This window comes from Planococcus beijingensis (genome assembly GCF_016820615.1).
In the GTDB taxonomy this organism is placed as follows: Bacteria; Bacillota; Bacilli; order Bacillales_A; family Planococcaceae; genus Planococcus; species Planococcus notacanthi.
In genome coordinates, this window is record NZ_JADHDZ010000002.1 from 315953 (window position 1) to 340488 (window position 24536).

General features: G+C 41.5%; 24 protein-coding genes. 18 read left to right on the forward strand and 6 right to left on the reverse strand.

The genetic code is table 11. The features are described 5' to 3' along the window. Positions 1-9: 9 nt before the first annotated feature. The 9 genes from IRE19_RS07755 to IRE19_RS07795 all read left to right on the forward strand — a co-directional run bounded on the left by IRE19_RS07755 (position 10) and on the right by IRE19_RS07795 (position 8154). The gene (locus IRE19_RS07755; RefSeq protein ID WP_238943120.1) at positions 10-1032 is read left to right on the forward strand and encodes a sensor histidine kinase; all 1023 of its coding nucleotides are present in this window, start codon (positions 10-12) and stop codon (positions 1030-1032) included. Between the two features lie 102 nt (positions 1033-1134). After that, on the forward strand, positions 1135-1947 hold the full coding sequence (locus tag IRE19_RS07760; RefSeq protein WP_203339895.1) for an ABC transporter ATP-binding protein: 813 nt from the start codon (positions 1135-1137) through the stop codon (positions 1945-1947). Next, complete coding sequence (locus IRE19_RS07765) at positions 1934-3838, forward strand: ABC transporter permease (protein WP_203339896.1); 1905 nt, start codon at positions 1934-1936, stop codon at positions 3836-3838. Before IRE19_RS07760 ends, IRE19_RS07765 begins: the two co-directional genes overlap by 14 nt. Positions 3839-4173: 335 nt before the next feature. Next, on the forward strand, positions 4174-5259 hold the full coding sequence (locus IRE19_RS07770) for an MBL fold metallo-hydrolase (RefSeq protein WP_203340052.1): 1086 nt from the start codon (positions 4174-4176) through the stop codon (positions 5257-5259). Positions 5260-5338: 79 nt separating this feature from the next. Further along, positions 5339-5836 (forward strand): hypothetical protein, encoded by a 498-nt coding sequence (locus IRE19_RS07775; protein WP_203339897.1) that lies wholly within the window; start codon positions 5339-5341, stop codon positions 5834-5836. Then, on the forward strand, positions 5833-5994 hold the full coding sequence (locus tag IRE19_RS07780) for a hypothetical protein (RefSeq protein WP_203339898.1): 162 nt from the start codon (positions 5833-5835) through the stop codon (positions 5992-5994). The genes IRE19_RS07775 and IRE19_RS07780 overlap by 4 nt, the downstream gene beginning before the upstream one ends. A 54-nt stretch (positions 5995-6048) precedes the next feature. Beyond that, positions 6049-6549 (forward strand): hypothetical protein, encoded by a 501-nt coding sequence (locus IRE19_RS07785; RefSeq protein ID WP_203339899.1) that lies wholly within the window; start codon positions 6049-6051, stop codon positions 6547-6549. A gap of 292 nt (positions 6550-6841) precedes the next feature. After that, positions 6842-7705 carry an AraC family transcriptional regulator gene (locus tag IRE19_RS07790; RefSeq protein WP_203339900.1) on the forward strand — a complete coding sequence of 288 codons (864 nt, stop codon included), beginning with the start codon at positions 6842-6844 and terminating at the stop codon, positions 7703-7705. Between the two features lie 53 nt (positions 7706-7758). Beyond that, positions 7759-8154 (forward strand): hypothetical protein, encoded by a 396-nt coding sequence (locus IRE19_RS07795; RefSeq protein ID WP_203339901.1) that lies wholly within the window; start codon positions 7759-7761, stop codon positions 8152-8154. Between the two features lie 205 nt (positions 8155-8359). Here IRE19_RS07795 and IRE19_RS07800 read toward each other — a convergent pair whose 3' ends face one another. Further along, the gene (locus IRE19_RS07800; protein WP_203339902.1) at positions 8360-8878 is read right to left on the reverse strand and encodes a cysteine hydrolase family protein; all 519 of its coding nucleotides are present in this window, start codon (positions 8876-8878) and stop codon (positions 8360-8362) included. A gap of 418 nt (positions 8879-9296) precedes the next feature. Here IRE19_RS07800 and IRE19_RS07805 point away from each other — a divergent pair, with 418 nt between their 5' ends. From IRE19_RS07805 to IRE19_RS07815, 3 genes are all read left to right on the forward strand, one after another. Next, on the forward strand, positions 9297-11414 hold the full coding sequence (locus IRE19_RS07805) for a copper-translocating P-type ATPase (protein WP_203339903.1): 2118 nt from the start codon (positions 9297-9299) through the stop codon (positions 11412-11414). A gap of 525 nt (positions 11415-11939) precedes the next feature. After that, the gene (locus tag IRE19_RS07810) at positions 11940-13409 is read left to right on the forward strand and encodes a glycoside hydrolase family 32 protein (RefSeq protein WP_203339904.1); all 1470 of its coding nucleotides are present in this window, start codon (positions 11940-11942) and stop codon (positions 13407-13409) included. A gap of 160 nt (positions 13410-13569) precedes the next feature. Beyond that, a complete protein-coding gene (locus IRE19_RS07815; RefSeq protein WP_191715765.1) occupies positions 13570-13968 on the forward strand; it encodes a VOC family protein in 399 nt (132 codons plus the stop codon). 138 nt (positions 13969-14106) lie between these two features. On the opposite strand, the gene IRE19_RS07820 is transcribed toward IRE19_RS07815, so the two are convergent. Both IRE19_RS07820 and IRE19_RS07825 read right to left on the reverse strand, forming a co-directional pair. Next, complete coding sequence (locus IRE19_RS07820; RefSeq protein ID WP_203339905.1) at positions 14107-14433, reverse strand: hypothetical protein; 327 nt, start codon at positions 14431-14433, stop codon at positions 14107-14109. Between the two features lie 81 nt (positions 14434-14514). Next, positions 14515-14781, reverse strand: coding sequence for a SunI/YnzG family protein (locus IRE19_RS07825; protein WP_203339906.1), 267 nt, complete (start codon positions 14779-14781; stop codon positions 14515-14517). A gap of 569 nt (positions 14782-15350) precedes the next feature. Here IRE19_RS07825 and IRE19_RS07830 point away from each other — a divergent pair. Together IRE19_RS07830 and IRE19_RS07835 are read left to right on the forward strand one after the other, a co-directional pair. After that, entirely contained in the window at positions 15351-16004 is a 654-nt protein-coding gene (locus tag IRE19_RS07830; RefSeq protein ID WP_203339907.1) for a hypothetical protein, read from the forward strand. Further along, a complete protein-coding gene (locus IRE19_RS07835) occupies positions 16001-16408 on the forward strand; it encodes a hypothetical protein (RefSeq protein ID WP_203339908.1) in 408 nt (135 codons plus the stop codon). The genes IRE19_RS07830 and IRE19_RS07835 overlap by 4 nt, the downstream gene beginning before the upstream one ends. Before the next feature lie 119 nt (positions 16409-16527). Here the strand turns inward: IRE19_RS07835 and IRE19_RS07840 are convergent, their stop codons facing one another. Then, positions 16528-17655, reverse strand: coding sequence for a 2-methylaconitate cis-trans isomerase PrpF family protein (locus tag IRE19_RS07840; protein ID WP_203339909.1), 1128 nt, complete (start codon positions 17653-17655; stop codon positions 16528-16530). 130 nt (positions 17656-17785) lie between these two features. Between IRE19_RS07840 and IRE19_RS07845 the strand changes: the two genes are divergently transcribed. After that, positions 17786-18649, forward strand: coding sequence for a LysR family transcriptional regulator (locus IRE19_RS07845; RefSeq protein ID WP_203339910.1), 864 nt, complete (start codon positions 17786-17788; stop codon positions 18647-18649). 185 nt (positions 18650-18834) lie between these two features. Then, positions 18835-20142 (forward strand): CitMHS family transporter, encoded by a 1308-nt coding sequence (locus IRE19_RS07850; protein ID WP_203340053.1) that lies wholly within the window; start codon positions 18835-18837, stop codon positions 20140-20142. Positions 20143-20186: 44 nt separating this feature from the next. Here the strand turns inward: IRE19_RS07850 and yyaC are convergent, their stop codons facing one another. Beyond that, positions 20187-20687, reverse strand: a complete 501-nt coding sequence (gene yyaC, locus IRE19_RS07855) for a spore protease YyaC (RefSeq protein ID WP_203339911.1) — start codon at positions 20685-20687, stop codon at positions 20187-20189. Positions 20688-21021: 334 nt separating this feature from the next. Between yyaC and tcuA the strand changes: the two genes are divergently transcribed. Beyond that, the gene (gene tcuA / locus IRE19_RS07860; RefSeq protein ID WP_203339912.1) at positions 21022-22524 is read left to right on the forward strand and encodes an FAD-dependent tricarballylate dehydrogenase TcuA; all 1503 of its coding nucleotides are present in this window, start codon (positions 21022-21024) and stop codon (positions 22522-22524) included. A gap of 67 nt (positions 22525-22591) precedes the next feature. Here the strand turns inward: tcuA and IRE19_RS07865 are convergent, their stop codons facing one another. After that, a complete protein-coding gene (locus tag IRE19_RS07865) occupies positions 22592-23488 on the reverse strand; it encodes a LysR family transcriptional regulator (protein ID WP_203339913.1) in 897 nt (298 codons plus the stop codon). A gap of 363 nt (positions 23489-23851) precedes the next feature. On the opposite strand from IRE19_RS07865, the gene IRE19_RS07870 reads away from it, so the two are divergent. After that, the gene (locus IRE19_RS07870) at positions 23852-24292 is read left to right on the forward strand and encodes a hypothetical protein (protein WP_203339914.1); all 441 of its coding nucleotides are present in this window, start codon (positions 23852-23854) and stop codon (positions 24290-24292) included. Positions 24293-24536 lie beyond the last annotated feature (244 nt).

The window sequence follows — 24536 nt, forward strand, 5'->3', positions numbered from 1 at the left end:
AGGGATTTTATGTTTTTCAGCTATATAAATGATATGAAAAGCTGGATATTCTTTTTTTTCCTGTCTCTCTTATCAGCTGATTTGTTGCTGTGGTTGGATCCAGGAATTGACGTGGAAATTTCTTCGCTGGTTTACGTAAATGCATTACTGCTGATTGCTTTTATTGCATTTATCAGTTGGCGGTACTACCGGGAGACAGCGTATATTCGGCAGTTGGCATTACTGGAAGAAGAAACGGAGACTGACTGGTACGAAGCCTTGCCTGATCCAATATTCGAGCGCGATGAACAGGTAAACGACATTTTGCAAAGTGCAGGCATTTCGTTCTCTAAACAATTGAGTGAAGTTCGGCAAAATACGATTATCCAAGATGATTATATCGCCGGATGGGTTCACGAAGCGAAAGCCCCGCTTACCGCCATGAAACTCGTCATTGATGCAAACCGCAAAGATCCGCAAATACGCAAAATCGAAGCAGAATGGCTGCGCATCTTTTTATTGGTCGATCAACAATTATACATATCCCGGCTGTCCTCTTTAGAATCGGATTATGTGTTGGAGAGAGTTCCTCTTCAAGAAATCATAGCCGCAGAAGTACGGGAGCTGATGTCTTGGTGCCGGGAAAAGAACTTGGCAATTGAAATGGAAGGCTTGGAAACGAACGTTGTGACAGACAGGAAATGGTGTCGTTTTATAGTACGTCAGATTTTGTCGAATGCTGTGAAATACAGCCCGAGAGACGGTACCATTTTTATTACGACACGCACAGAAGCCGGAGGACATTGCATTTTGTCCATCAAAGATCAAGGAGCGGGCATACCAGATCATGACATGCCGCGTATTTTCGATAAAGGTTTTACAGGGGGCATGGGTCGGCTCCATAATACGGCGACCGGGCTCGGGCTTTACCTGGCCAAAACAGTATCCGAAAAAATCGGCATCCGGCTGTCGGCGATTTCAACAAAAGGCAAAGGGGCGACTTTGGAAATGGGATTCACAATGGAAAACGATTTTGATCAAATTCGCAGGTGACAACATTGTCACTTTGTACACCCTGTTTGTCATGCGAATCAAACGACTGCCGAATTGTTACGCGGTAGTATAAGGATAGAAGAAAACAGGGAGGCAAAAAGCATGGCACTTTTAAAAAGAAAATCAAAAACTACTGATCAAGTCTCGAAAAAAACGGTCTTATATGCTCAAAACGTCCGAAAATCATTTGGTTCGAAGGGCAATGTCCAGCAAGTATTGAAAGGAATAGATCTGCGCGTAGAAGAAGGCGAATTTGTTGGAATCATGGGCGCTTCCGGCGCCGGCAAAACAACCTTGCTCAATATTCTTGCGACGATCGACCGGGCCACGGAAGGGACGATCCTCATCAGCGGCTCGGATATTTCGAAGATGAAAGATGCCGCCATGGCCGCATTCCGAAGAAACCAGCTGGGCTTTATTTTTCAGGATTATAACTTGCTGGATACCTTGACCGTTAAGGAAAACATTTTGCTTCCGGTATCACTCGGCAAAATGAGAAAGAAGTTGGCGGAAGCGGAATTCCGTACGATCGCCGATATATTGGGAATTGCAGATCTTGCTGATAAATATCCGCATGAAATCTCAGGCGGACAAAAGCAACGCACTTCTGCAGCGCGTGCACTGATCAATCAGCCTTCAATGGTCTTTGCGGATGAACCGACTGGAGCGCTCGATTCCAAATCCGCTTCATCGTTGCTTGGCACCATGGCAGATATCAATGAGAAGCGTGGCGTAACGATTATGATGGTTACCCATGATCCACTGGCTTCAAGTTATTGCAGCCGTGTCGTATTTTTGAAAGACGGCAATATCTACACGGAGCTCTATAAAGGAGATAAAACGAGACAAGCTTTTTTCCAGGAAATTTTAAATATCCAAGCCGTGCTCGGAGGTGAAAGCATTGACGCTCTTTGATCTCGCTTTCCGCAGCATGCGCAAAAACATCAAACATTATTATTTATACTTTTTCGCACTCATTTTCAGTGTGGTGCTGTACTTCGTTTTCGCTACGTTGCAGCACGACCCTGCGGTTCTTGCACAAAACGAACAGATGAGTACGGCTTTTCTGGCAGCAGGAATCCTGCTGATCTTCATTGCCGGCATCTTTGTGGTCTACGCCAACTCGATTTTCCTGAAAAGAAGAAGCCGGGAAATTGGGCTTTACCAGTTGATTGGATTGAAAAAAAGAGTCGTTGCACGACTTTTGGTTATTGAAAATTTCTTGCTGGGCATCGCAGCACTTGTATTAGGGATTATTGTGGGAATGTTGGTATCACGTGTTTTCCTATTGCTGCTCATGAAGCTGATCGGTTATGACCTGATGATCGATGTTTCGTTTTCAATGACTGCTGTCATTCAAACCGTTTTTGTTTTCATTGGAATTTTCATGTTTACGACCATTCAAATGATTTCCACCGTTTACCGCAACACCCTCTTGTCCTTGTTCAACACAGAAAAAACCGGAGAACACCCGAAAAAACCGAAAACCAGAAATGCTGCTTTTCTGGCGATTCTCGGCATCGCCTTAATCGTTTTAGGTTATCTCATTTCGGACAATATGCTGAATGATTTATTTCTTTTTAATATACTGGCTGTATTAGCATCGATTGGTGTGGGGACCTACCTGATTTTCCGCGTCACCATCGGTTGGGTATTTTACAAAATCCGTGATGGAAAAGCAGGCCATCTAGGCTTATCCAACAGTTTATCTTTGGCTCCATTGATGCACCGGTTAAAAGAAAATGCGAATTCGTTGACCATCATCACGATTCTTTCCGCCATGACATTGACGATGCTTGCTGGCGCTTATTCTTTCTACTATGCCACTGAACATGAAACCCGTTCGCAAATGCCTTTCGACTTCATTTTTGAAAAAAATGAGACGGAAGCCACTGAATTGAGCAAAGAGTTTGATGAAAAAGGAATTTCCCATACCCATGGGGCCATCGACTTAATCGTGTTGTTCGGTCGAATGGAAGAAGGGGCCATGCCTGTTCCAAGCAATGAATTGTATATCGCCATTGTCAGCGATAAGCAGTTGCAGCAAGCTGGAAGTGATATAGAAGCTCCTGCGGATGGATCGGCAATTTTCTATAGCACTTCATCGATTTCCATGTTCAGAGATGTGATGGAAATGCCGTTGACGCTGCATTTAGCTGATGACGAAAAGACCACAATCGAAATCGCAGAATATGCGGAAGGCAACAGCATCAATGGGACGATGCTTTACTCTCAATTAGTGGTTAATGAAAACACCTATGAGCAATTAAAAGATCAGTTTACAGCGACAGGCCAGGCAGAAATGAGCCGGGTAGATGGATTTACCATTACCGATTCAGCGGATCTGGAAGCGGCGTCTGAGATTTATGTGCAACGCTATAATACAAGTGGGCACATTGACTATTATTCCGCCTACCAGAGAGCGATTGAAACGAATGGACTGTTGATTTTCATATCGGGCTTTTTAGGACTTGTATTCTTGGTCTCGACAGGCAGTATTTTGTACTTCAAACAAATGACGGAAGCTGAACAGGAAAAGAAAAGCTATGGCACCTTGCGCCAGCTTGGATTTAGTGTGAATGATATCATGCGCGGCATTATCAAAAAACAGGTATTTGTTTTTGGCTTGCCGCTTGTACTTGGATTAGTGCATGCCATCTTCGCCATTAAAGTGCTCTCTTCTTTCTTCCAATCAGACATCGCCTTTGCAGCTTTTGTTGCTATGGCCATGTACACATTAATTTATCTGATCTTTGCTTTCTTGACAGTCGGCTATTACCGGAACACCGTAAAAAATGCCTTATAAGCATTAAAAGACGAAAGGAGTCAGCTCCTTTCGTCTTTTTTATTTTGCATCTCTTGTAATTGATTAATTCATGTGAGGGATTCACCGAGCAGTTTCACAAACGGACTTTTCAAATTAAAAATAAAAGGCAACATTTTTTGGCAAATTATGAACGATAATCTTTTCTTTGCGGCTTTATGTGGAGGTATACTGGAAGTGAGTTTGAGCTAGCATCAGTTACTGGCCAATAATGTGAGGCGAGGGATAGAATGTCGAATTTCGAAAGCCATCGAACACTAACGAAACAAAAAGGACAGGATGCATTAAGAAGCAAAAAAAGAAAGCTAACGAAAATACTGTTTTATTTAGTGATGCTGATCGTTGGCTTAGGGGTGGGGATTTTAGTGTTTACCAATATCTATCCGACTTTTGGGAGCAATCCAAGCAAGGAACAAAAAGAAGTTTATGAAACCTTTGCGAATTATGAAGACGGCAAATTCATTAATCTGCCATCGGAAATCGTGGCTGCTGGCAGTCCCATCACAAAACAAGAGCCCAACTCAGCCAGTGATGAAAGGAGCCCAACCGGCCAAATTCCTCTATCGGAAATCGATTGGGACCAAATCAATGCTGAAGAAGACAGCCTGACTTGGTTGGGGCATTCTGCTTTTATCCTAAGTCTCGATAATAAGAAAATTTTAATTGATCCCATGCTGGGACCGATAGCTTCACCGGTTTCCTTTATCGGGCCAAAGCGCTATAGTGACGATCTGTTGGATACGATCGAAGAGATGCCTCCTATCGATGCTGTCTTTATCACGCATGACCATTATGACCATTTAGATTATCAGTCCATCAAACGACTGAAGAGCAAAGTTGCCCATTTCTTTGTCCCTTATGGAGTCGGCAATCATTTGGTGAAATGGGGCGTTGAAGAAGATAAGATTACGGAATTGAATTGGTGGGATGAAACAGAGTTCCAAGGATTGACGATCGCCTTGGCTCCAGCCAAACATTTCTCTGGACGAGGAATCTTGAATCAAAATTCCACACTTTGGGGAGGGTGGGTGATTATCGGAAACCAATCCCGTTTCTATACCAGTGGCGACGGTGGCTATGATGCACATTTTAAAGAAATCGGTAATAAATACGGACCTTTTGATATCGCTTTAATTGAGGGTGGCCAATACGATAGCCGCTGGCCAGATTCACATATGCAGCCGGAAGAATCGGTACAGGCCAGTATCGATTTGAAGTCCGAAAACATGATGTTGATGCACTGGGGAGCATTTACTCTTGCGCGGCACAGTTGGTCGGATCCGATAGAACGGGCAGTAAAAGAAGCGGAAGCCAAAGAGGTAAAGCTCTTGACGCCGAAAATAGGAGATACGCTTCAATTGAATGAAAGCCTGTCGATTCCTGTTAGCGGCTGGTGGGAATAAGGGAGGAACAATATTTTTTATTTCTTAATCAAAGTAAACGCGGGAGAGAGATATCCCGTAAGAACATTGGAGTGAAAAAATGATAGATAAGGAACTACAAAAACAGATCACTGCATTGATGTCTGAACGGAAGCTAGAGACAGCTGAAAAGTTATTAATCAGCTATGTCGAGCAGAATCCCTATAACATTGAGGGATGGAATCGTTTGATTATATTGGAAACATTGGTGCCAATTGAAGATTATGAACAGGCATCTGACTTTGCCAGGACTGCTCTGTATTACCACCAAAACAATTTGTTGTACTTCCTCCTGATTCTTTCATTTACTCCGTGTTACAAAGGAGAACTGGATGCCGAATTGGTGGAGCAAGCCGAAGAAATACAGAGAGAAGCCGATCCTGAAATGGCCTCCATTATTTCGCTGCTGCTTGCCGACCACTATCAGAGCAATGACAAGGCTCATTACGAATTCTTATTAAAAAGGTCAATCGAATATTATCCTTATATTGTTAGGAACTATACAGATTTAGGGCAGCATTATATGGGATATGGAAAAAAAGAGCTGGGAAGAAAATGATCAAAAAAGGCTTATCCAACGTGAAGTTCGTTTACATAGACGGTGAAGAGGACGATCATGATGAGTTGGATATTATCCGGTACATCAATGAAATGATAACGGGCGTGTTTGCTACAGAATATAGCCATCGTGAATTAAAAAAAATGATGGAGAATTGAGCCAAATAAAATATAAATTAATTCGTCGCTTAATGAAGTATAGGAGGATGATGAATGTTTACTGTTGAAGATTATATTCGTTCAATGAAAGCCAATCTTGAGGAGAAATCTGATTTAGTAGTCGAGAATCTGAAGAAGATTTCTACATACAATTTTTATTCGAAAATAAGTTTATTGGACTTCACTGCATACATTGAACCAACGAGATTTGAAGTATCAATCACCATGTTCTCAATGGACAATGAAGCTAACGAAATCTTTTTTGAAGGAACTGATCCATCGGTTTTTGCAGGAAGTACCACCGTCATCACAGACACAGCGTATTATCAGGTAAACGACGTTCAGTTGGATGATTTTTTTGATTTTTACGAGCAAAATGAAGAAACTCTGGTACCTGAAGAACAACAAATATTTGCTGACTGGTTCCATCAATGCTGGAAAACAGCAGCTGGGGCTTCGGTAGGTTTGCCATCTTATTTTGTTTTTCACGATGAATATCGATCATACGACTTGAAAAATAGGCAATGGATTGATGACGATGAAAAATGGTCGTAAGCAACATATAAAATCATCGGCAATTTGTAATAAAAGATGATTTTCCAAGTTCCATGGCCAGAATGCTTTAGAGAAACTTTTATATTATGGGTAACAGGCAAAGAGGAAGGCAATGCTAATCAGCACTGCGCTTCCTTTTTCTCTTTACAAATAGACTATCACGAACATTTTTCTTTTATCATTAATCCTAATAAATAAGGGTGAAGTAATTGTTTCATCTGTCCATAGTGAGCACAAACGGACAGGATGGCGCATACGGCATTTGGTATGATAAGTATAAGGGGGGATGGCTATGGGGTGGATCGAATCGTTGCAGCGTGCCATTGATTATATGGAAAAGCATCTCGACGAACCGGTGACGATTGAGCAGATTGCCAAGCAGGCAAATTCTTCTGTGTTTCATTTCCAGCGGACTTTTTCGATTTTGACGGATTGTTCAGTAGCTGACTATTTGCGCAGAAGGCGTCTGACTTTAGCTGCCCAGGAATTATCAGCCACTGGCCAGAAGATTATCGATATCGCTTATAAGTATGGCTATGATACCCCTGAAGCTTTTTCAAAGGCGTTTCGGCGGCAGCACGGGGTGTCTCCGAGTGAAGCCAGAAAGCATGTAGGAGAGCTGCAATCATTTAACCGCCTGGTAATCCAGGTAAATTTGAAAGGGGTGGATCCGATGAAATACCGCATTGTGGAAAAGGAAAGCTTCCGGGCAATTGGGGTGAAGCGAGAATTCTCATTACGGGATGGAGAGAACATGACGGGCATATCAAAGATGTGGATGGAGTTAAACGGAGACGGAACGAGTAAAGAGATTGCGGCACTGAAAGACGGAGAGATTGACGGCTTGTTGGGTATCTGTACGGACTACCAGGATGGCAAGGCGATGGACTACTGGATTGCTGCCGAAAGCTCACAGCAAGCACCGGAAGGCTTAATGCAGCTGGAGGTGCCAGCGGCTAAATGGGGCGTTTTCGAAGTGCGGGGAGCTATGCCTGATGCCATTCAAAAAGTATGGAAACAAATTTTTTCAGAGTGGTTCCCATCAAATCAATACGAGAACGCAGGTACCGCTGAGATGGAAGTTTATCCTGAAGGAGATCCATACAGTGATGATTATGTATCGGAAATCTGGATCCCATTAACACGAAAGATGTAACGGGAAGGAATTGCCAGGAGCTATTAGAAAATCGAAGGATGATTGTAAGGTGATTGAATCATTTTGCAATCATCTTTTTCTGTCTATTTTCGGCTGTTTTTAAAGCATTCATAAAGGGATACTTTTACAAACAGTCCTTTTCTGATGATTCCAAAGAAGACGCAGACGAGTTAAAAGGGGAGGAGTACATAGAAACGGCGTGGAATCATTGGAGCTCCGGAGGCGGTTTCGCTGTCGAAGATTATGAAAAGAATCTCACCTTTATTGCGCTTAGATCGATTGGCGATAAGCAGATGGAAGCGTTGGAGTTGAGTAGAGAAATAACAGAACTTCAAAAGATATCAGGTCTGATGGGCGGAGAAGTGGGAATGTTATCTGAGGAAGAAAAAGAAGCTTACCATACCGGAATTGAAGAAAAACTGCACGCTCTATACGAGTCAATAAATTAACAAAAGGGAACCTGAATGGGTTCCCTTTTGTTATATCCCACGTCTTCTACTAAAGTTTCAGCATCTTAGTTCTGCAAAGTTCTTCGTCATTTTCAACTCCAACTAGAATGCGTTGATTATTTGGTGTTAACTTCTATTTTCGTTATTGCGATCCTTAACTAACCGGTTTAGATAAACAACAAACATATCCCATTATAGGTTGAGTTTATTCCACAAATTCGATGTCGTCCGTGTCTTGCAGTGTGGAAAAAATGCTCAGTAACTCATTGTGATGATTGATGATTTGCTCAGCGCTCATCGCTTCGGAGTCCCAGGTACCATGCGCGTCTTTGGCAAGAATAACGTCAAATCCCAGGTTGCTGGCGCTGCGCGTCGTTGCGTCAATGCAATGTTCGGTCTGGTTGCCTGCAATAACAAGATTTTTGATGCCTTTATTTTTTAATACTTCCAACAGCTTTGTCTCATGAAAGGAATCCGGCGCCCATTTCTGGACAACGAAATCGTCGACTTCGGGAGTGATTGACTGATGGATTTGCCAGAAGTCCGTGTCTTTTATAAGGCCCGGATCATTATGCTGCACGTAAATGACAGGAACATCAGCTGAACGCGCTTTTTTAATCAATGCCTGCAGATTCTCGAGCAACTTTCCGCTTTGATAGACAGGGTTGGCTTGCTCAAACATCTCATTTTGGGCATCAATGATTAATAAAGCCATCTTAGGCATAAGATATTCTCCTCTTCGTTTATTGCTTTACCTTATACTACAAAGGATACAATCACTTGTATAGTGGCAGTTGAAAACATGAAAAATGTACGGATGGCCGGATCGCCAGCGCACCTTCGTTCAACCAGCTGAAAAAATGGCTATACCATGCGAGTCGGTCAAGTGAATGTAGAAAGTATTCTTTTAACTACGACTATCCTTGTATCAGAGCTTCTTCTATTTTGTTCTGTAAAGCGTATATATTGAGTTCGGGTTGATCCGACTACTTATTGCGTACACAAAGCAACCCGTTCTAAAATGCATAGATATAAACGTATCTTGGGTTCAACTATTTTATGTTGTTACATGGCAAATAAAGTACAGGAGTATGGGTATGCTTTATATAAAGAAGCAATTACTCTCGAGGGAGGCGTATTGAATGGCAAAGAAGGAGAAAGAACATCGCCATCATCATGAACAATCAGATGACCATAAGATCGGCCACTCAGAACACATTGGGCATTCTTACCATGAAGAGCAAGTGGAAGAAGGGATTCATGACGACAGCAATTCACTCAAGCAGCACGAACATCATGAGCATTCCAATGATAGCGGACATAAGGGTGGACACCATCATCACGGTGATTTTAAAGGAATTTTCTTAAGATCACTGCCGATTGGCATCCTCATTCTGTTATTGTCGCCGATGATGGATGTTCGGCTTCCCTTTCAATTCACTTTTCCGTACTCGGATATTTTGGTCGCTGTATTGGCAACCATCTTATTGATTTTTGGGGGGAAACCTTTCTTTCAAGGTGCAATAGACGAATTCAAACAACAGGCTCCAGGCATGATGGCCTTGGTTTCGTTAGGTTTGTCCGTTTCATACCTGTACAGTATTTATGCAGTACTTGCCCGTTATGCGACGGACGGCCACATCATGGATTTCTTCTTTGAATTCGCTTCGTTGCTCTTAATTATGCTTCTTGGCCATTGGATTGAAATGAAAGCTGTCGGTGAAGCAGGAGATGCGCAAAAATCACTTGCTGAGCTTGTACCAAAAGATGCACATGTGGTATTGGAGAACGATTTGATTGAGACGCGTCCGTTCGCCGAGTTGAAAGTTGGAGATCTTGTCCGGGTCCAAGCTGGCGAAAACGTTCCAGCTGATGGCCTCATCAAAAGAGGAGATTCCCGCATCAATGAAGCTTTATTGACGGGAGAATCCAAGCCTGTTGAAAAAGGAATTGGAGACACAGTAATCGGCGGTTCGACGAATGGAGAAGGGGTTTTGTATGTAGAAGTGCGAGAGACGGGCGACCAGTCTTTTATTTCCCAAGTTCAAACCTTGATTGGACAGGCTCAAGATCAGCCTTCAAGAGCTGAAAATTTAGCTCAAAAAGTAGCCGGCTGGCTATTTTATATTGCAATTGCAGCGGCCCTCATCGCTTTTGTCGTCTGGTTGTATATTGCAGACATTCAAACCGCTATTCTCTTTACAGTCACCACGTTGGTTATCGCTTGTCCGCATGCACTCGGCCTTGCGATCCCTTTAGTAATTGCACGGAGCACCAGTTTGGGTGCAAGACGCGGGTTGTTGGTGAAAGACCGTGAAGCATTAGAGCTCGCCAATAAAGCCGATGTGATGATATTGGACAAAACAGGCACATTGACGACTGGGGAATTTAAGGTATTGAACATGGAAACATTGAATGTCCAACATACCGAAGCTGAAATTGCAGCAATCATGGCAGGTATGGAAGGGGGATCGAGTCATCCTATCGCCCAATCAATTGTCCATTACGCTGAGAATCAAGGTATTCAGCCTGTCCGTTTCGATTCGATTGACGTCGTGTCAGGAGCGGGTGTGGAAGGCAGCGCTAATGGCCGCAACTATAGATTAATCAGTCAGAAGACATTTGGAAAAGACGTGGCGATGGATGTTCCGAAAGGGGCCACATTAAGTATATTGGTCGAAGACGGAAAACCAATTGGTACGGTCGCATTAGGTGATGAATTAAAAGAAACGAGTAAAACACTGATACAAGCGTTGAAACATTACCACATACAACCGATTATGGCTACGGGTGACAATGAAACAGCTGCCCAAGGGTTGGCTGAAGAACTGGATATTGAATACAGAGCGAATCAATCCCCACAAGACAAATATGAGTTAGTTGAATCACTAAAGAATAAAGGGCAAACTGTAATCATGGTAGGCGATGGCGTAAACGATGCACCCTCTCTCGCAATTGCAGACGTTGGTGTAGCAATCGGAGCCGGCACTCAAGTCGCTATCGATTCCGCAGATGTAATTTTGACGCAATCGAATCCAGGCGATATCGAATCCTTTATCGAATTGGCCAATAAAACCACCAGTAAAATGAAACAAAACCTTGTGTGGGGCGCCGGTTATAACTTTATTGCAATTCCTGTAGCTGCGGGAATTTTAGCCTCCATCGGGATTACGTTGGCTCCTGCGGCAGGAGCGGTTCTGATGTCAGTGTCAACCGTTATCGTCGCGATCAATGCAATGGCGTTGCAACTAAAAAATTAAATCTGTTTGATCTATTTTTGATAACTGTAAATGAGAAATGGTGCCTTCCAAAAGTTGAATTGCTTTAACTTTCGAAGGCACCATTTTGCAGTAAACTAAAGTCCAATAGAGGTGTGAAAGCTTTGAATGATTGAATCTGATTTATCGGTATCATGCAAGTAACTATACGCAGTCCATTAAAAATAATGAAGCTGTTAATTAAGTATTATCTCTCTGTTTTTAAGGCTTCAGTTTTTACTAATCCCATATGCCACCCATTTATGAAGAAAGATTGTAATAGCACATTATGGAAAAAGAATGCGGACAACGATAGACACATTCTGCTCATAACGTTGTCAGAATACTAGCTCATATAAGGAAGTGTCATTGATAATAAATCTTTGAAATAATATAATTTAAGTAAGAAAGCGCTCTCAGTCGAGGTTGAATGGAAATTGTTGCATAATTAAAAGGAGTATTATGACAAAAAATTCTGTACAGGCTGCAAGGCAACATTCAAGTTTTACTAAAAGGAGCATTCATCAGATGGAACTACCACGGGGGAAAAGTTATATTCGAATTGACCAGGTCAGCCAAGAAGATATAGATAAGTTGATTGCCAGGGTTAACAGCTGTTCGTGGCGGCAAACGTTTCATATCCAACCCGTTTCTGGGCTTCTCAATGATCCCAACGGTTTCTGTTTTTATCATGGTGAATATCACTTGTATTATCAATGGCATCCGTTAGGGCCTTTTCATGGCTTGAAATATTGGTATCATACCAAATCAACAGACCTCGTAAACTGGACGAATGTCGGAATTGCGATTAAGCCGGATGAATATTTTGACAGCCATGGCGCATATTCAGGAAGTGCCGTTGAGCATAACGGAAACTTATATTTGTTGTACACAGGCAATACACGAGATGAGAATCTTGAAAGGCATCCTTATCTGTGTATAGCCTTAATGGATGATGACGGGAATATCATTAAATCGAAAAAATCAGTTCTTGATAAAGTCCCAGCGGGGTATACAGAGCATTTCCGTGATCCGAAATTATGGAAAGAAGACGACAAGTTTTATGCGGTAATAGGCGCGCAAAGAACCGATAAAACAGGCTGTGTCTGTTTATTAAGTTCATCTGATTTGCTGGAATGGAATTTTGAAGGAGAGCTGGCCACAAGCTTGGACCACTTCGGTTTTATGTGGGAATGCCCGGATTATTTTGAAATGGAAAATAAGGGTATCCTGGTTTTCTCTCCGCAGGGACTTGATTCTATTGGGGATCTGTACCAAAACATATACCAGGCGGGTTATGTGCTGGGTGAAAAGGTTGATCTGAAACGGCGGGTATTGACTCACGGAAGTTTTATTGAACTTGACCGCGGTTTTGATTTTTATGCTCCGCATACAATGAAGGATCCGAGCGGCAGACGTCTTATGGTCGCTTGGATGGGGTTGCCGGAAATCGAATACCCCAGCGATATCAATGGATGGGCCAACTGCTTGACCATCATGAGAGAATTATCGCTTCGCGACGGAAAACTGATACAAAAACCGGTTTCTGAACTTCAGTCACTCCGGAAAAATAAAGTCGAAGCAGAAGATGAAATTACAGATGAAAAGAAAATGTATGAGGGAATCTCAGGGGTCACTTATGAGCTTATCTGTGAGTTTGAACAAAGAGACGCCCTGGAATATGGCATAGAATTCCGTGCTGGTGCTGAAGAAAAAACGGTGATTAAATATGATGCAGCCCAGGGCAAAATTATAATGGACCGTACACTATCGGGCAAAGTGATTGGAAGCAAGTATGGAACAATAAGGAAGTGCCAAATTGCGGGAGATGTTCGCAGGTTTCATTTGTTTGTTGATTCTTCATCGGTAGAAATTTTCGTGGACGATGGAGAAGAAACGTTTACCGCCCGGATTTTCCCGGAAATTAGAAGCCAGGATATTCGGTTTTATGCAACTGGCGGTACTGCGGCGTTCAAAGCAGTGAAGTGGGATTATTAATAATTGAGAGTCTTCAGCGGATGATGTACTGAATTTGCATGAAAATGGAGAGCATGGCTTTTCATTTTATAGAATCTTTCCACAGATTTTCTTCTTGGAGCCACAGAAGTATATGCCGACTGGTTCCAAAAAAATTTAAGTGAAGATAGGGGAGCTAAATATGAAGAACCTAAAACCATTTTTAATGTTTCAAGGGGGTATTGCGGAAGAAGCTATGAATTACTACACATCCCTCATAGAGGATTCAGAAATTAAAAACATCACTCGATACGGAGCTGAAGGGCCGGGTGAAGAAGGAACAGTTATACAAGCTGTATTCTCGTTAAAGGGGCAAGAATTCATGTGTATTGACAGTCATGTGGACCACGATTTTACGTTTACCCCGTCTTTTTCCATCTATCTTACGTGTGATACCGAAGAGGAAATTGACAGCTTATACAATAAAATGATGGAGAATGGCAAAGCACTTATGCCTATAAATAACTATGGTTTCAGCAAAAAGTTCGGATGGCTGGTTGATCAGTTCGGCGTATCTTGGCAGTTGAATTTGCCGGAATAATCGGGGTGTAAATGGAGTATGAAACATCTTGCCAGCGAGCGCTAATCTAGCAATAAAGATTAGCGCTCTTTTTCATATAATAAGAAGGTTGATTAAGTAACTTGAGGAAGGTATATTTTTGAGAAACATCATATTTTATTATTGGTTGCTGATCGTTCCGTTAATATTATTTTCAGGTGCTATTTTGGATTCTCTGGTACTGAAAAATAGGCATGTGAAATATGTAAGTATAGCTGTCAGGAAACCCGCGGCAAAGAGAATACTGCCGGAAATTAAAAAGGTATTTGTATAAGTTTCGATAATCATCATGTATTGGCTGGTGTCAGCGATACTATTTTCTTGGTTTATGAGCCAAGATTCCCCTAAAGAAGTTCCAAATGCAACACTAGAAAACATCAATATTAATCCAACAATAATCAACAAAAAGGAAATGACCCCTAATCTGAAAATATGCTTTTGCAGCATCACGATTCTCCTAACAACTATGGTTTTTTTTACTTAATCAATTTATTCAACTCAACTGTACCAGATTTAACTTTCCGGCTATCAAGCTGATTGGATGTAGGAGTTCAGTTTTTTCTGTATTGATGTATAGTTGGTTGTAAATAAAATATAAGTGTTTTCCTTCGTGATGATAACTAATCTATCGGTTGTGCCATATGGTGTTCCAAGTCTTATTGCCTGTTTCTCTTTTCCGCCATAAGTGTCATCCGTAGTAACTGCTAAAATATCACTTATTGGAATTGTTATCTTTGTTAATAGCCATCTAATCACGACATCAGAATTAACTTTTTTTACAAATATCCCAAACAAAATATCCCTCCATTCAGTAATTAACTTATTTTAACATATACTGATAATTTAAACTATTTCTTCATTAATTTATCTGCAAAATGGCTTAAAAAAATAGATTAAGAGCGGAGAAGTGCTGACCGATTATAAAATTCATGAAAAGGGCCTTCTGTAACTCGAAACGCCATTAAACTATTGGAAATCCTTGATTATCCCGAAAATATAACCAACTAAGCAAATCAACTGGAACAGCATTGCAGTGATATGCGCGAATGGAAGGAGTTAAACGCTGTCTAAATAATTTGGATTTCAGATAGGCCGATTGAAAAAGAAAGATCATCATGAAGAAATCAAAACGGAAATTATTAAGTTCATGCAGTAAAAAGGGGAGCCTTCTGTGAGTAAAAAAGGTGGATAATTATTTTTTGTGTGTTGTTGGGAATATACATGGTCTATTCGGTGTTTATTAGTAATGAGCCCTTGTGGGTTAGAGTTCTTGGGTTAATTATTGTTATGGTGTGGGGGATGCTAACGCCAATTATTGGTAAGAAAAAAGAGATATAATCAGACTATAGTTAGGAGGAATTGAATTGAAAAAACATGGCATGATGTTAGGTGTTTCAGCAATCTTTTTACTGTCAGGATGCGGAAGCACAGAAGAACAGGAAACCAAAAGTCCTCAGAGCGAAGTTCAAGAAACACAAACTTCATCAGAAGAAGTTACTGCTGCAGACGATGAGTCAGAGGAGGATGTTATTCTGGAATCTCCTTACAAAGAAATTAAACAACATTTTGATCAATGGGAACTTCCAGAGGGAGGTGAAGAAGGAGAATTTGTTAATAGCGTAACTTATGAAAACGGCTATACATTTGATAAGGATACGAAGGCCATGATCGCTCGCAGCTGGGGAAAAAATGGAGAAGAGCCTCAAGCGACTGAAGCGCAAGAGGTCGGCATTATAATGGGGCGCCTTCTTGATGCTGCCGAAATTCCATCACCTGAGAATCGGAAAAAAGGAAATGCTTCAAGCCAAACTGAACCTATCGTGCAAAGACTGGAAGAAGTGAAAGAGTTGAATGATTTTGAACCATTAGAAGAATGGATCCTTGAAACAGAAGAAATCTTTAAAGCCTATGATGATCTTGAAGATGAAGAAAAAGCGGTTGTTTACACAAAAGGCTACGAAGAGCTTCAAAAAATGGCCGATTTAATTAGTAAAGATGGAAAGGAACAGGGCAGTTGAGGAAAATTATTTTTGCAGCACCATTTGTCATTTTTGCTTCTTTGGCAGCTGTAATTGCCTGGGTGAACCTTGCTGCGGTAGAAGGGGGAATCCCAGAAGATTATTCCAAAAAAGATGCAGAGAAGTTTAAAGGGGAAGAGTACATAGAAACGGCGTGGAATCATTGGAACTACGGAGGCGGTTTCGCTGACGAAAATTATGAAAAGAATCTCACCTTTATTGCGCTTAGGGCGATTGACGCTAAGCAAATGGAAGCGTTGGGATTAAGTAGAGAAATATTAGAACTCCAAAAGATATCAGGGCTGATAGGCGGAGAATTAGGAATGTTATCAGAGGAAGAAAAAGAAACTTACTTTACTGTGTTTGAAGAGAAACTAGATGCGGTATACGAGTCCATAAATTAACAAAAAGGGAGCCATAATTGGCTCCCTTTTTGTTAGTTTCCACGTCGTTTACTTAGATTTCCGAATCTCGGCTTCATTAGCAGATAAATGGGTGTATCAAAGGTTTCAAAGTTGTTTGATCAAGCTAAAGCTTTAATAATATTATAGCTGTTTTTAGTATAAACGTATCCTTCTAGAATCAATCTAGCGGTGCGAACGACTTTTATATTCCCAATGTGGCCAGCAATTAAATCTACTTTCGTTTCAATGATTCCTGAAGGATGGCCTAAGCGCAACACGGTATTTTCGACTTGGATAACATCATTTAAAATGGTATCTGTTAAAAACGCTCCTGCTGTTGTGCAAATAGCGCCAGTGATTGCTAATGCCTGATGAGGTTTTTGCATGGACATCATTCGAATTCGACAATCCATATCATCTGCTTTCCTCTCAACATGGTTAATATCCAGATAATTTTCTGGAGGTGCGATAATGGTGAGTTTAGGCACAGCAGGTGATTTTACAGTAGCTTCTTCTTTGGTTGAAAACAAGCAAATTTCAGCTGCAGCTGAACGGATTTCTTCTAATTCTGCCAGTTTTTCCACAGTAAATTCATGCGGCAGTTCAGATCCCGTCAAGCCGACATCTTGTGCTTTCACAAATACTAATGGGTTGGCGACGTCAATGATGGATACTTCAAGAGGCCCTTTCTTCGTATCCAGCAGATCGATCGGATTTCCACTCGGGAACAGCTTTCCGGTGACAGCGCCTTGTGCATCTGTAAAGGACAAATAGATTGGGGAACCAGTCCCAGGAACACCAGGAATCGAGCATTGTCCGTCTGTTTTCACTCGTCCATTATCCACCTCGACTTCAGCGATGATTACCTTCTGTGTATTCGTATTGAAGATTCTTACCACAGTCACTGGTTCCACTGCCGCAACCAGTCCTTGCTCTATGGCATATGGACCAACCGCGGAAGAGATGTTCCCGCAATTCCCCTTAAAATCGACCAGCTGATTTTCAATACTCACTTGTGCAAAGGTATACTCCACGTCGATTTCTTTCATCCCCGACTTCTTAATGATTGCAGCTTTGCTTGTTAAGGAGTTTCCTCCTCCAAGACCATCAATTTGCCGTTGGTCAGGGCTCCCCATAATATCCAATAAGAAATTGTCCCAGAGCATACGATCCTCCGGCATTTCACTATAATTGATGAATATTCCTTTACTAGTTCCGCCGCGCATGACGGCAATCGGTACTTTCATAGGATGAACCACCTTTCTGAAAATTCTATTGCTTCTAAAAATAGAATATGGTATTTTAGATCATAAGTGAAATAGATATTTTAATGGTCATCCTATAAAAATAACTTATAACATAAGTGGAGTGATAGAAATGGATGAAAAAGATTGGGAAGCTATGCAAGTTTTATATGAGGAAAAAAATATCAGCCGAGCTTCAGAACGCCTCTATATTTCTCAACCTGCTTTAACGTACCGCTTAAAAAACTTGGAGAAAGAAGTAGGGACAAAACTTTTCTTTAAAACGAAAAAAGGGATCGAACTGACAGCTGAGGGAATCTATTTAGCGCACTATGCTGAAGAAATGACGACAAAACTTCAAAATACGAAAGATTACCTTCAAAACATGCAGCAGGATATTCGGGGAACAATCCGTTTAGGCGTTTCAAGTAATTTTGCTCAATACAAATTGCCCCCATTATTGAAGGAATTTTTGACTATTTATCCCAATGTCCAGTTTAGTGTTAACACCGGATGGAGTGCGGATGTGATGGGGTTGCTTAATTCGTCGGGCGTCCATCTGGGAATTTTACGTGGTGATTACAATTGGACGGGATCGAAAACATTGTTACAGACAGAGCAATTGTTTTTAATCTCCAAAAAAGAAGTGGACATGGAGAAAGTGCCGGAACTGCCTTTCATCAATTACAAAACGGATAGTTCATTAAAAGACATCATCAGCAAGTGGTGGCATAACCGTTATATCGAACCACCGATGGTCACTATGGAAACAGACAGACAAGAAACCTGTAAAGAAATGGTTAAAAATGATTTAGGAATCGCCATTTTGCCGGAAATTTGCCTTCGACCTTCCGATGAACTTTACAAATACCCGTTGTATTACGAGAACGGAGAACCGGTCACGCGGGACACCTGGTTAATGTACAATCAAGAATTCCTAAAACTATCAACTGTTCAGAAATTCACAGACTTTCTTGATACCCACCCCTCCTTTTAAAAAAGTTTGTTGATTTTACAATTAGAGATTAGATTATAAGTTTTTTTGTTCATTTCTAATAAGATTTATCTATTTTACTTATTTGATTAGATGAAATATTCTTATAACTAATTCGAAAAGCAAACGACCAAGGGTATTATGCTTTGGAATAATTGTAAGCGAATACATTAAAAGGGGGAATTACTATTCTTACATTTTTAGGAGTATCGATGGTTGTTATATTTACGTATCTGATTATGGCGAAAAAAATGTCGCCAGTTGCGGCATTAGTAGTGGTTCCGATAGTCTTTGCACTGATAGGTGGATTTTGGTCAGGGCTAGGGGATATGATGATGGAAGGATTGAAACAGGTTGCTCCTTCCGCAGCCTTACTGTTATTTGCGATTTTGTTCTTCGGCATTTTGATCGATGCCGGCTTGTTTGACCCACTGATCAACAAGGTCATGAAAATTGTTAAAGGGGATCCAGTAAAGATTGCAGTAGGGACAGCTGTAATTGCGATGATTGCTTCTTTGGACGGCGACGGGACGACTACCCATATGATTACCATCTCAGCGATGTTAGCGCTATATCTGCGCTTAGGCATGAATCCTTTGGTTTTAGCGACAATTTCTATATTATCTGTAAGTATCGTTAGCGGCATGACACCCTGGGGAGGGCCGGCAACACGGGCCATCGCATCGCTTGGTCTGGATGCCAACGAATTCTTCATACCCATACTTCCCACGATGTTAGGAGGGATGCTCAGTATTTTAGGAGTAGCTTATCTCATGGGCAAAAAAGAACGTGCCCGTCTTGGCATCATAAATGTGGAAAAGGTTCCAGTCTCTTCAGAAAGCATGCTTCAGGTAGCCGCTACTCATGCTGTGGAAAACGACTTGAAAAGGCCGAAACTAATCTGGCTCAACTTGATATTGGCCGTTATAATTATGACAGTATTGATCATGGGCTTATTGCCAGCACCAATCAGTTTCCTAATCGGTTTTGTCTTGGCAGCAACCATTAATTACCCTAATTTAAGTCTTCAAAAAGAACGAATTCTGGCCCATTCGGGAAATGCCATTACTGTCGTGGTTCTGGTTTTTGCAGCCGGCATATTCTCCGGCATTTTTTCCGGAACCGAGATGGTTAATGCCATTTCAAATTCTTTGATTTCCATCATCCCAGCTTCAGTTGGTTCGTACTATCCGCTGATAGTAGCAATTACCAGTATGCCATTTACATTTGCACTTTCGAATGATGCCTATTATTTCGGCGTATTGCCGATCTTGGCAGAGGCAGGAGCCGCATACGGTGTCAGTCCGCTGGAAATTGCCCGGGCCTCCGTACTCGGTCAGCCAATCCACTTCTTGAGCCCGCTTGTGGCATCCACGCTATTGGTTGCAGGAATGGTTCAAAAAGATATTGGTGAACTTCAAAAATTTGCATTTAAATGGGCTTTTATCTGCTGCATCGCTATCATTGCAGTGGCATTTATCACCGGAGCAATCTAAAAAAAGGATCCAGCCATTCATAGCTGGATCCTTTTTTTTACTTTTTACTCTTCTTTGTCGCTGTCTATAATAATTTGGGTAATCAGCTTCGCCAGTTTCATGACTGTGTGGAGTCGCGTATCGTTCAAAAATTGGGAGCTGGGAAATGGGTCGAGGTAGTTGACAATCCCTTGGAAATGATAATCTCCTACTTCCGGAAGCATTTTCTTAAGGGCTTTTCCGGGAACTAGAGGACCTTCCTTGAACAGGACATCTCCGACTTGTTCTTTCGTTCCAAGACTGGCGTCAATGCTGATCAAGACTGGATTTTCGTTTTTCTTGTGAATGTCTTTTAAAGCAAGTTTTAAATTAAACGCATGAACCGGTTCCTCTAATGTGCCATGCACAGGACGGGAAATCCCGTTTTCCAGCATCATGCTGCCGATTAATGGGCCGAGAGAATCGCCGATATAACGGTCAGAACCGATACACAAAAAAACTACCTCGCGCTGTTGCTGTTTCGCTTTTGAAAAGATTTCCTTCAATTTTGATTTCAACAGAGTCATTTCTTCTCCATGGGTCTGTTCATTAAAGTGTAAAGGTGCATTTATGGGCACTTGTAAATGTGAGTTTTTATATTTCCGAAAAGTATGCATAAACTCATACCACCCTCGATTAGATTTGCCGGACTGACCATGACTTCATTATAGCTTTAGAACTGTTTGGATGTGTAGAAAATTGCTTTGTTTTTCAAAAGAGGTTTTAAAAGATAAGTAAATGCTATTAAAAAAACAAATTAAGATAGAATTATTTTATGATTAAACATAGATATTTTCGATTTTATTTTCTGACAACTTGACTCTATTATAAAAGTAGGAAGAATATTAAGGAGGAATAACAATGACAGAGAAAACGAATGGGTATGATGTAGTGGTTGTAGGAGCGGGGAATGCGGCGTTATGTGCGGCAATTTCAGCACACGAATCGGGAGCGAATGTCCTGGTTCTGGAAAAAGGTCCGAAAGAAAAAAGAGGAGGCAATTCCTTTTTCACGGATGGAGCAATCCGATTTGCCTATAATGGGCTGGATTCCATAAAAGAGATAGTTGCAATCACAGAAGAAGAGGCGGAAAAGATTGAAATGCCGAATTACAGCGAAGAAGATTATTACAATGATCTCATGCGAGTGACCGGAAACCGCAGCGAACCAAGTTTGGCACGCCAACTCGTCTCAAAATCATATGAAACAATTGCATGGATGAAAGACAACGATATAACATTTGAATTGATTTATGATAATCAGTCGTTCGAAAAGGACGGCAAACGCCATTTCTGGGGCGGATTGCCGGTAAAGACAGCGGACAAAGGGGTTGGCCTGATCAAGCAATTGAACGAGCGTGTCAGCAAACTTGGAATCGACGTCTGGTACGAATCAGCGGCAGTTAGGTTGAAAAAAGAAGCAGGCCAAATTACTGGGATCCTCATCAATCAAAAAGGCGACGAGCTGACAGTTAACACAAACTCTGTGGTGCTGGCTTGTGGCGGATTTGAAGCCAATAAAAAAATGAGAATGGAACATTTAGGGGAAGAATGGGAGGCAGCCATAGTTAGAGGAACGGAATTCAATACTGGTGAAGGACTTTCTATGGCAATTGAAGCTGGTGCAGCCACTTTCGGCCAGTGGTCAGGCTGTCATTCAATCGGTACAGATTACAATGCCCCAAAGGTCGGAGACTTCACTAAACCGGGAGATATCTTCAAAAAACACTCATATCCGCTTGGAGTTATGCTGAACAAAGAAGGCAAGCGCTTTGTTGATGAAGGAGCGGATTTAAGAAATTACACCTATGCCAAGTATGGCCGAGAAATCTTGAAACAACCTGGACAGATGGCAATCCAGATATTCGACGCTCAAGTAAAGCCGCTTCTGCGTAAAGAATATGTTCTGGAAGAGGCATCAGAATACAAAGCGGATACGCTTGAAGAATTAATTGCGCAATTGCCGGTTGACCAGAAACAATTTTTAGAAACGATCCAACAATACAACGAAGCGGTTCAAGAAGGTGAATACAGCCCAAATGAAAAAGATGGAAAAGGGACTACCGGCATCACACCGCCAAAATCGAATTGGGCACTGAAAATTGAACAAGGACCGTTCTATGCGTATCCGGTCACTTGCGGCGTAACGTTCTCCTTTGGAGGACTGCATGTGAACCCGAACGGTGAAGTATTGGGTGAAAAAGGAGAGATGATTGATGGATTGTTTGCAGCAGGTGAAATGGTTGGTGGTATTTTCTACGACAACTACCCTGGTGGATCCGGGCTGATGTCCGGTGCCGTATTCGGGAAAATTGCGGGAGCCACAGCCGCATCCCGTTCAAAAAAATCAAAGATAACTGTATAGATAATCGCATCGATAACCCCCTGGCTACTATATAGCTAGGGGGTTATCGTTTTCAGAAGGATTTATCTTATTCAACTGAACGATCTGCTGATTCTACTTCAGCAGGAGTATAAGCAGGTGTCAAAAAGTCGATGAAGTTCTGGACCGCAGGATATAAAACTTCCGTTTCTTTGTAAATCAGCCAAGTTGGCCGGTTGAGAGGATGTCCGTTTCCATCTTTCAAAACTACCTTATGGAGGTCCGTCATATCCGTCACAGCCAGCTCGGGTACAAGGGCGTATCCTAACCCTCTGGAGACAAGCTTTGTGCACGTTTCGATATTATCAATTTCCATATTAATAGCGGGAGGCTGTGAATAATTGCTGTACCACCAGCTATCCATGATTTGCTGGAGTTTGGGATCGGTCTTGAAAACGATGCGTGGTTCTTGGGGCAGGCTTGTTAAATCAATGGGATCTTTTGAAATGATGCACAAACTTTCCCGATTCAACAAAACTTTATTGTTCTGCCAGTAGATATCGCCTCGAACAATTCCAAGTGCAATATTGTCTTGCTCGATTTCCTTCAGCACTTCATAGCTCCAGCCGGTAAAAACCTTGAACTGAATGTTGCTGTATTTCTCGGAAAACTCCTTTAACACATCAGGCAGGATGAAGCGGGCATAATTACTGGAAACGCCTAAGCGAATCATTCCAGCAGACTCTTCAGTAGTATTCAGCAAATGATCTTTTGTCTGTTGGAGCTTTACAAGCATTTCTTTTGCGTACTTTACAATGTATTCGCCTTGAGGAGTGAACTTGATGCCCTTTTTGTCGCGCCATATGAGTCGAACACCGACTTCTTCTTCCAATTGATTTAATCGATAAGTAATGGCGGGTTGAGAGGTAAACAGTTTATTCGCCGCTTTAGTGATATTTTTTTCTTCATATACCGTTGTAATGATTAGCCAGTCTTTTTCATCCATATTTATCCCCCCTACAGAAAGTATACTCTAATTAAAGAAAGCAAATTCTAAAATTGGATCTCTCTGTGAGTTTCGCTTCCAGCCCAGTTGTAACTAAGCATTAAAAAAATTAAGTTTTGAATTACCTAAACTGCCGAGAAGGAATTTTTTAACGTCGTCTTTATAAAAAACCAGCATAATTTTTAACATAAGCAGCAAACCATGGCGCTTACTCTATAATAAGAAGCAGATGCAAGTTCTTCTCAAATTTCTTTTAAAAAGAAAGGAATTTCCCTTGAAGATGATTTCAGAAAGATATAGGTTCTCATAACGAGCATATCTCGTTATTTGAAACATAAAAACCGTAATTAAAAGGAGAAATCAATGTTACTCAATTACTTGAAAGGATCCTCTGCATCCGTGCTTTCTTCTATCGCTGTCATGTTCTTATTTATGATTTTATTCGGTTCGGACTTCAGCTTAAGCGACGCATTATATGGATTTTATTCATATCTCTATATAGCCACATTTTTTGGCTATATCGGAGGGGTAGTTGCAATCGGCGTAGTTAGCTACTTCTCAGACAAAGGCGTTTTCAACAAGCGCCAGCTCGCTGTTTTTGCCATTGTCGGCCTCTTGATCGGGTTGGGCCTTGAATGGTTAACCGACTTTGGTGCATCGCCGTTCTTCTTGATAGGCGGCGTCGTGGGATCCCTTGCATTTTCAGCAGTACAAAACATACAAAGCAAACTGATCGGGTGGAGCATCGTAATCCTACATTTCGTGTTTTTCTTTATTTATCCTATTGTTGACACGCACCTTTGATTATTAAGAATTGGAATAGAAATGTGGCTTTGTCTGGTGTTTGGCTGGTAAATGCCGAATCGGGAATTCTATTGGACTTCAAATTAGACGAAAGAAGATGAGAATCTGTGAAATATTCATTTCAAGTCATGACAAAACAACAGGCACAACAAATTGCCGATCTCTGGTATTCTTAAAAGCAGGTCTATACGTTCAGGCATCTGCCGTTAAGAAAATACATAAATCTAAAAGCCCGGTTAACTTA